The sequence below is a fragment of the Hymenobacter lapidarius genome (assembly GCF_001816145.1).
Classification (GTDB): Bacteria; Bacteroidota; Bacteroidia; order Cytophagales; family Hymenobacteraceae; genus Hymenobacter; species Hymenobacter lapidarius.
On sequence record NZ_MDZB01000168.1, the window covers coordinates 1 to 6,186 of the forward strand.

Sequence of the window (6,186 nt, forward strand, 5' to 3'; positions counted from 1 at the left end):
TCAGCCGACGGCAGGGCAAAGGGAGTAATGGGACGAGGCATAGGTCCCCAACTTCAACCCCCTTTATTTTGTTGCCTAATTCACTTGACTAAGCACTAGCAGAACCGATGCAGATGGCCGCCTAACCCAAGTGCTCCACACTTTTTGATGCTCTCCAACACCGTGACCATCACGGCTGCGCCGACGGCGACCTTCAGCTATGCCTCTGCAGTAAACTGCGAAGGTGCGGGCCTCGTAACTGCCGCGCTGGCCACGGGCGCCACGGCGGGCACTTTCTCCTCAACCACGGGCCTGGCCATCAACGCCATCACCGGCGCTGTTGACCTAGCCACTTCGACGCCGGGTACCTACACCGTGACCAACACGGTGGCGGCCGCGGGCGGCTGCGCCGCGGCGATGGCCACGGCTACCTTCACGGTAATCGCCCGCCCGGCTCGTCCGGTGCTGACGGCCACCTACACCAGCACTACTACCACGTTGACAGCGAGTACGGCTACAGGCAACTAGTTCTTCCTGAACGGCGTGGCCATCGCTGGCGCGACGGGCCAGACCTACGTGGTGAACGGCACGACGGCCCAGCTCGGCTCCTACACTGTAATCACCACCAGCGCTCAGGGCTGTACCTCGCTGCCTTCGACTGCGCTGGTAGTGACGTCGAGCGTAAAGCCCGTGGCGGGCAGCACGCTGCGCCTGTACCCTAACCCTACGCCGGACGGCCGATTCAACGCGGAGCTGGCTGGCTACACCAAGGCAGTGGAGCTGAACGTGTACAACGCCCTGGGCTAAGTAGTGTACTCGGCCACGCTGCAGGCAACGGCTGGGACGCGGGTGCAGCCCATTGATCTGACGCCGCTGTCCTCGGGCGTGTACGTATTGTTTGTCAAGACCGAAGGGGGACTCGATACACGGCGGATTGTGAAGCAGTAACGGCTTCGCTGCTGCGCTCGGCCTGACTTTCAGTGCGGACCGATATGCTAGTTAAAAAAGCTCCGGCCGGTAGGTCGGAGCTTTTTTTATGGCTGGAAACCCGGGCGGCTTCTCAAATCTTGTGTGAGCTGTGCGGAACGCTACCGAATAGGCCTTAGCCAAGCCGCTAGTCGTTTAGTTTAGCAGAACGGTAGTATTTGGCATTTAAACGGCTGGTAACAAGAGCTGCCCGCACCAAGGTGCGCAGGAGCACCTGCGACAAAATCAATCCGCTTAAAATTATAAGCAACGGCCATGGGTACTTGTGTAACCGTAGGGCACCTAGAGCGTAACTTCTTTATACTATGTCTTCAGCTTGATAAAATTCTTATGCAGACGCTTCGATGGGAAGAAATTGCGGCACTCTTGGAGGATTACCGACAGCTACGCGTAGCTCTAGAGACCACGCCGCCACCAGAAAATCCGGCCCTTGTGGCCCTGGAGGAGTGGCGTCGACGCGCCCCTAGGAGCAAGACCTTGGCACATGTTGCCGACATCAGTAAGAAAAGCCTAGACCCCAGAGGGTATTGGTATAGCCTGATGCATGAGAACGGCTATACCCGTCATGGGCACTTATTTCCAGGGTGGCAGCCAGGACACCCACCAAACACGAGCAGCACATTTAGTAGTCTCCAGCCAAGTTAAGCATGGTGTGGCAGCCTAGAGCCTGTTATGCACTTGGGGCTAAATTTGACACATGGTCCCAGCCCGAAGTTACCCGAGCGATGTTTCCGACGATGAATGGGCGTTTGCCGCCCCGTACCTGTGCCTGATGCGCGAGGACGCGCCCCAGCGGGAGCACCCGGTGCGGGCCTTGTTCAACGCCTTACGCTACCTGGGCCACACCGGCTGCCAGTGGCGCTACCTGCCCTCCCTGGCCCGCCGTCTATCAGCAGTGGACGCGCTGGCGCGATGCGCGCGTGTTTGAGGCGATGGGTCACGATTTGAATGAGTTGCAGCGCGTGTTGCTGGAAAGGGCGGCCACGCCCACGGCCGTTATTTTCGACGGGCGCACGTTGCAGAGTACGCCCGAGAGCGGCCACCGGGCCGGCTACGACGGGGCCAAAAAGCGCCGGGGCAGCAAGGCCCATATCGCCGTCGATACCCTGGGTCACCTGTTGAGCGTGGTCATCACCCCGGCCACTGAACAGGAGCGGGCGCAGGTGGGCGAGTTGTGCCAACGGGTGCAGGAAATGACGGGCCAAAGCGTCGAGGTCGGCTTCGGCGACCAAGGCTACACGGGCGAGGAAACGCAGTACGCGGCGGCTGTACATGACATTGATTTACAAGTGGTAACCAAGCCCGAGGGCCAAACTGGTTTCGTGTTGCTGCCCCGCCGCTGGGTGGTCGAACGCAGCTTTGCCTGGTGCAGCCGCTTCCGGCGCCTGGCCCGCGACTATGAACGGCTCAGCAGCACCTTACAGCAACTTCACTTCGTCGTCTTTACGTGTATTATGCTCGCCAGACACACCAATAGTTCATAACAGGCGCTAGACATACGTAGAATTATTGGCAGGCGTCGGCAGCATCTGCCCATCGTGTGCGTGCCAGCAGGCAGGGCGAGCACGAAGGAGATAGTAGGAGGTTGTGTTCAAAATGTGGCAAGGGGCTAACGCTACAACGCCCCCGGCGGCAGATATACCGGCGGGGGTGTCGGACTTCGTGTCGCCGGCGAGGTTATTACTTCAGGGGCTTTGGCTTGATGCTGGGCTTGACGCCGGCAGCCCGCTCGAAGGCGCCTTCGAGGAGGGCCTTCACGGCTTCCTGGTCGCCGGGGCGGCAGACGATGGAGTCGTGGATGGAGGCGCACCATATTTTGCGCTCCTGGAGGGCCGCGGTGACCACGTCGAGCACCAGGCCGGCTTCGATGCGCTGCATCTCGATGGCAAGGTTGTGGTAGGCCTCGCGCTTGTTGTCGGCGATGAGCGCGTAGACGTTGGGGAAGTGCTTCATGAACCAGCGGCCGAGTTGGCTGCCCTCGGTGTGCTCGCTTTTGCAGAAGAAGACCGAGCCGAAGAACTTGGACTTGAACGCGCGGCGCTTGCCGGGGGGTGGCGGCGGTGAGCCCGAAGGCCGCGGCGCAGTCGTCGTAGAACGTGCCGGCCGCGGTGAGCTCCATGTAGTGCTGGACGTCGGCGGGGCGCTCCTGGCCCTCATAGCGGCGGTTGAGCAGCACGTTGAGGAGGAAGGGTTGGGAGTTGCGGATGTCAAGGTTGACCAGCAACTCCTCCTCGTACTTGGTGTGGTAAAGGAAGGGCCGGAGGTGGGTGGCCAGGTTGGTGAGAAAGGTGTAGACCCGGGCGAGGTGGGCGGCGCGCTTTGGGTCCTTAAAAAAGACGGTGCGCTTCTTCAGGACCATTTCGCCGTCCACTTCTTTCAGGTAGTACTCTACCCGGCTGAGTTTGCGGTGCGCCCGGGGGCGCTTGGTTAGCCCGGTGCCGAGCCGGCGGAGCATGTCGACGGCGATGCAGTTGGCCACCTGGGCGTCGCGGATGCTCTGCTGCATGACCAAGTAGTAGGTGATTTCGAACTCACCGCGGTCGTGGGCGGCTTTCACGCGCTTGGCGACGTCCTTGCGCCCCGGCAGCATGATGAGCGGGCTCTCGGCCGCGGCCTCCTCCAGGAGCTCGGCGTAGGCCCTTATGGGGCAGTGGGTGACCGAGAGGGTGAGCTTGTGCTCGAAGAGGAACTCGGTGCTCGCGGCGGCGATGGCGTCGAGGTGGGCGAAGGCTTCCCGGTGGCGGATGCGCAGCTGCTTCATGTCTTTGTGGATGCGGTTGAGGAAACGGTCCTTGCGGAGGCCCTGGAGGTCAAGGGCGGCGCGCTCGTCGAGCTTACGGGCGAGGCCCTCGGGCTTGAAGGGGAACAGGCCGACGGCCTTGCCGCGGTGGCGCTCGACGATGCGGTAGCCCAAGCTCTTGCCGCCTTTCTGACTCTGGTGGCCGTCGCACTCGATGATGCCGCCCTGGATCAGGTTGCGGAGCATGTCGGCGGGGTAGCGGGAGCCGTATTTTTCCTTCATGACGGCCTGGTTGGCGGGCACGAAGTCGCCGGGCACCCGGCTGCGGTCGAAGCACGCGGCAGTGGTGAGGTAGCCGAGGAAGTCAGCGTACTTGTCCTGTTGGCTGTAGATGCTGCGCTCCCCGAGGCCGAAGCTGCGGAGCATGGACGGGATGTCGGCCAGGGGGCCGGGGACGTAGAACTGGCGGTTGGTGCAGTAAGCGGTAGCAGGCACGAGGGGTTGATTGAAAAGGCGGGCGGGGGTGACCGGTGGTTCCAGCACCGGGGGTTGAAGGCGGGTGGGTGGAACGCCGGGGGAGGTCTTCAACTAACCCTCCCCGGCCCCGGTCGGTGTTAACGAGTCCGGCTTATTGGAAGCTCACCGTGGAGCTTCGAGGGTAAATACGCCGACCAACTGATGGTCTGCTCCGGACGAAAAAAAATAAACGCAAAAAAATTTGCCTCGCGGGCGCGCGGTAGTTCTGGAAGCCTTTTCTGTTCCGGTGGAAATTCATCCGGTGGAAATTCATCCAGAAACCCCGGATCCCAACCACCGCTCCATCCCGGGCTCCACGCACCAAGTTCCCAACCGGCACCACATCCCCGCGCCCCAAGAAGCTCCCCCCGCAGAAGACCCCACACAAGGGCTCCCTTACTAGGGTACAGTTGGTGGATTTTATTTGCAAGGGTTTCATGGTCAAGTAGTTACGAGCAGAATTTTCCGAAAAAAAGTGTAAAAGCCAAGTGTAAAAGCCAGTTGAGGTGACCCGGCGAGGGAGCCCCGCTCACCCCCCAAAGAATGAGGTCGTGGGAGTGGCGGGGAGTTGGGAACTACCGGGCGGCGGGGTTGTCCTACTTGGTTTTTCGGGGCTTCTGGTAGATGGGGAAGACCTCCTTGATGCGGGCCAGGGTGTAGCCCCCAAGCCTCTTCTTGACGGTGCCGTGTCCTGGTTGTCGAGCTGGGCCTGGTGGAGCACGCGGTTGAACTGCTCCTCGGTCTTGGCAGTCTTGACCGGCTCGCGGGTCTGTGGCTCGGTGAGCTTGAAGTTGGCGCGCATACACTCGAAAGGCCTGGGCGCAGCCATCGCCGCTCAAACGTGGCAGTCTACCACGATACTGGCCGGATTACGAATACCAAATTTTTTGAAAAATCCGCGAGGCACCCACTACAATTTTGAGGCCCGAGGCGGGGGGGGAGCAGAGGGGGAGGTGCCTAAAGGCAGGAGGGAGGGGCCTCATGCGTCGTTTTTTCACTAACTCCGTTAGGCCCGGCCACCAATTTGTCGTGCGAAAAGACCCTGCATGCGATTTTCCCAGGGGGCACGCTAACAAAAAGGGAACGTAAGGGGGACTAAAAATGACGGATAAGGCGGGTTTTTAGCGCCTGAGGAACTGTTGAGTTTTGTACTTGTGTCGCGTGGAAACCTGGATGACTACGGCCTGACCCGGGCGTTGGCGCTGCTACCCGGAACTGGAAAAAGCAGTCAAGCACATTGGGTGTCAACTGTCAGCGCAAGCACCCGCCACTACCGTAGCCGGCTTTGCTGGGGAACCCGTTGCGCGGCGGGCGTACTTGCGGCGGCCGTCCGGTTGGGTTTGTTGTTGCAGGGCCGCCAGCACGTGCCCTCGCTTGAAGCGCACGGCGCGGCCGACTTTAAAGGCCTGAAGCTTTTCAGCTTTGGCCCACTCGTACACGGTTTGCGGACATAACCCCAGCAGCTGAGCGGCCTGGGCCACAGTCAAGACTTGGTCATTCCGGTCGGCCTCCGCGGCCGCTTTCTCCGCTAACAACAACTCGTACTCCTCGCGAGCTGCCCACCGGGCGTGACGGTAGAACTCCTGGAATAGTTGGCTAAGAATCTCCGGCCGCTGGTTAACCGGCTGAACTGGCTGCTCAGCGGTTTTTTTCGGAAGGGTATAGTGTGTGGTTCCTGCAGGTAGTGGACTCGTGGTATCTCTCATATCAGCTTTACGGGAAACCCAGGGGGGGCGTTACCGAAGCAGAACCACGATTATATTTAAAATTATTATAATTAAGCAGGGGGCTTAGGAAGCAAAAGTCTAAAAACAGGGCGTAACTTACTGTTATGCAACTTGCTAACTGCTATTATAAGTGCAGCAAAATTTCCGAGGTCAAATTTCGCTACTTGTTACGGCTTTTTGCCCTGGATTTGACGGCCTCGGATGCGGCCCGACTCACGGGCTTGAGCACCCGCACCG

At 60.3% G+C, this 6,186-nt stretch carries 5 protein-coding genes and 2 pseudogenes; 5 read left to right on the forward strand and 2 right to left on the reverse strand.

Features of this window, described 5'->3' with window-relative positions; translation table 11 throughout:
* Nucleotides 1-147: 147 nt before the first annotated feature.
* From BEN47_RS19220 to BEN47_RS19230, 4 genes and pseudogenes are all read left to right on the forward strand, one after another.
* On the forward strand, nucleotides 148-507 hold the full coding sequence (locus BEN47_RS19220) for a hypothetical protein (protein WP_070730878.1): 360 nt from the start codon (nucleotides 148-150) through the stop codon (nucleotides 505-507).
* Nucleotides 508-522: 15 nt separating this feature from the next.
* Complete coding sequence (locus BEN47_RS19225; protein WP_070730879.1) at nucleotides 523-786, forward strand: hypothetical protein; 264 nt, start codon at nucleotides 523-525, stop codon at nucleotides 784-786.
* Between the two features lie 3 nt (nucleotides 787-789).
* Entirely contained in the window at nucleotides 790-927 is a 138-nt protein-coding gene (locus BEN47_RS22935; RefSeq protein ID WP_083322608.1) for a T9SS type A sorting domain-containing protein, read from the forward strand.
* 736 nt (nucleotides 928-1,663) lie between these two features.
* A pseudogene (locus tag BEN47_RS19230) lies at nucleotides 1,664-2,450 on the forward strand (IS5 family transposase).
* A gap of 131 nt (nucleotides 2,451-2,581) precedes the next feature.
* On the opposite strand, the gene BEN47_RS21180 reads toward BEN47_RS19230, so the two are convergent.
* Both BEN47_RS21180 and BEN47_RS21640 read right to left on the reverse strand, forming a co-directional pair.
* Nucleotides 2,582-4,201, reverse strand: a complete 1,620-nt coding sequence (locus BEN47_RS21180) for a hypothetical protein (protein ID WP_125921820.1) — start codon at nucleotides 4,199-4,201, stop codon at nucleotides 2,582-2,584.
* 1,265 nt (nucleotides 4,202-5,466) lie between these two features.
* A complete protein-coding gene (locus BEN47_RS21640) occupies nucleotides 5,467-5,703 on the reverse strand; it encodes a helix-turn-helix domain-containing protein (protein ID WP_158011113.1) in 237 nt (78 codons plus the stop codon).
* A 350-nt stretch (nucleotides 5,704-6,053) separates the two neighbouring features.
* Between BEN47_RS21640 and BEN47_RS22365 the strand changes: the two are divergent.
* Nucleotides 6,054-6,186: pseudogene (locus tag BEN47_RS22365) on the forward strand (IS1595 family transposase); the annotation flags it as partial.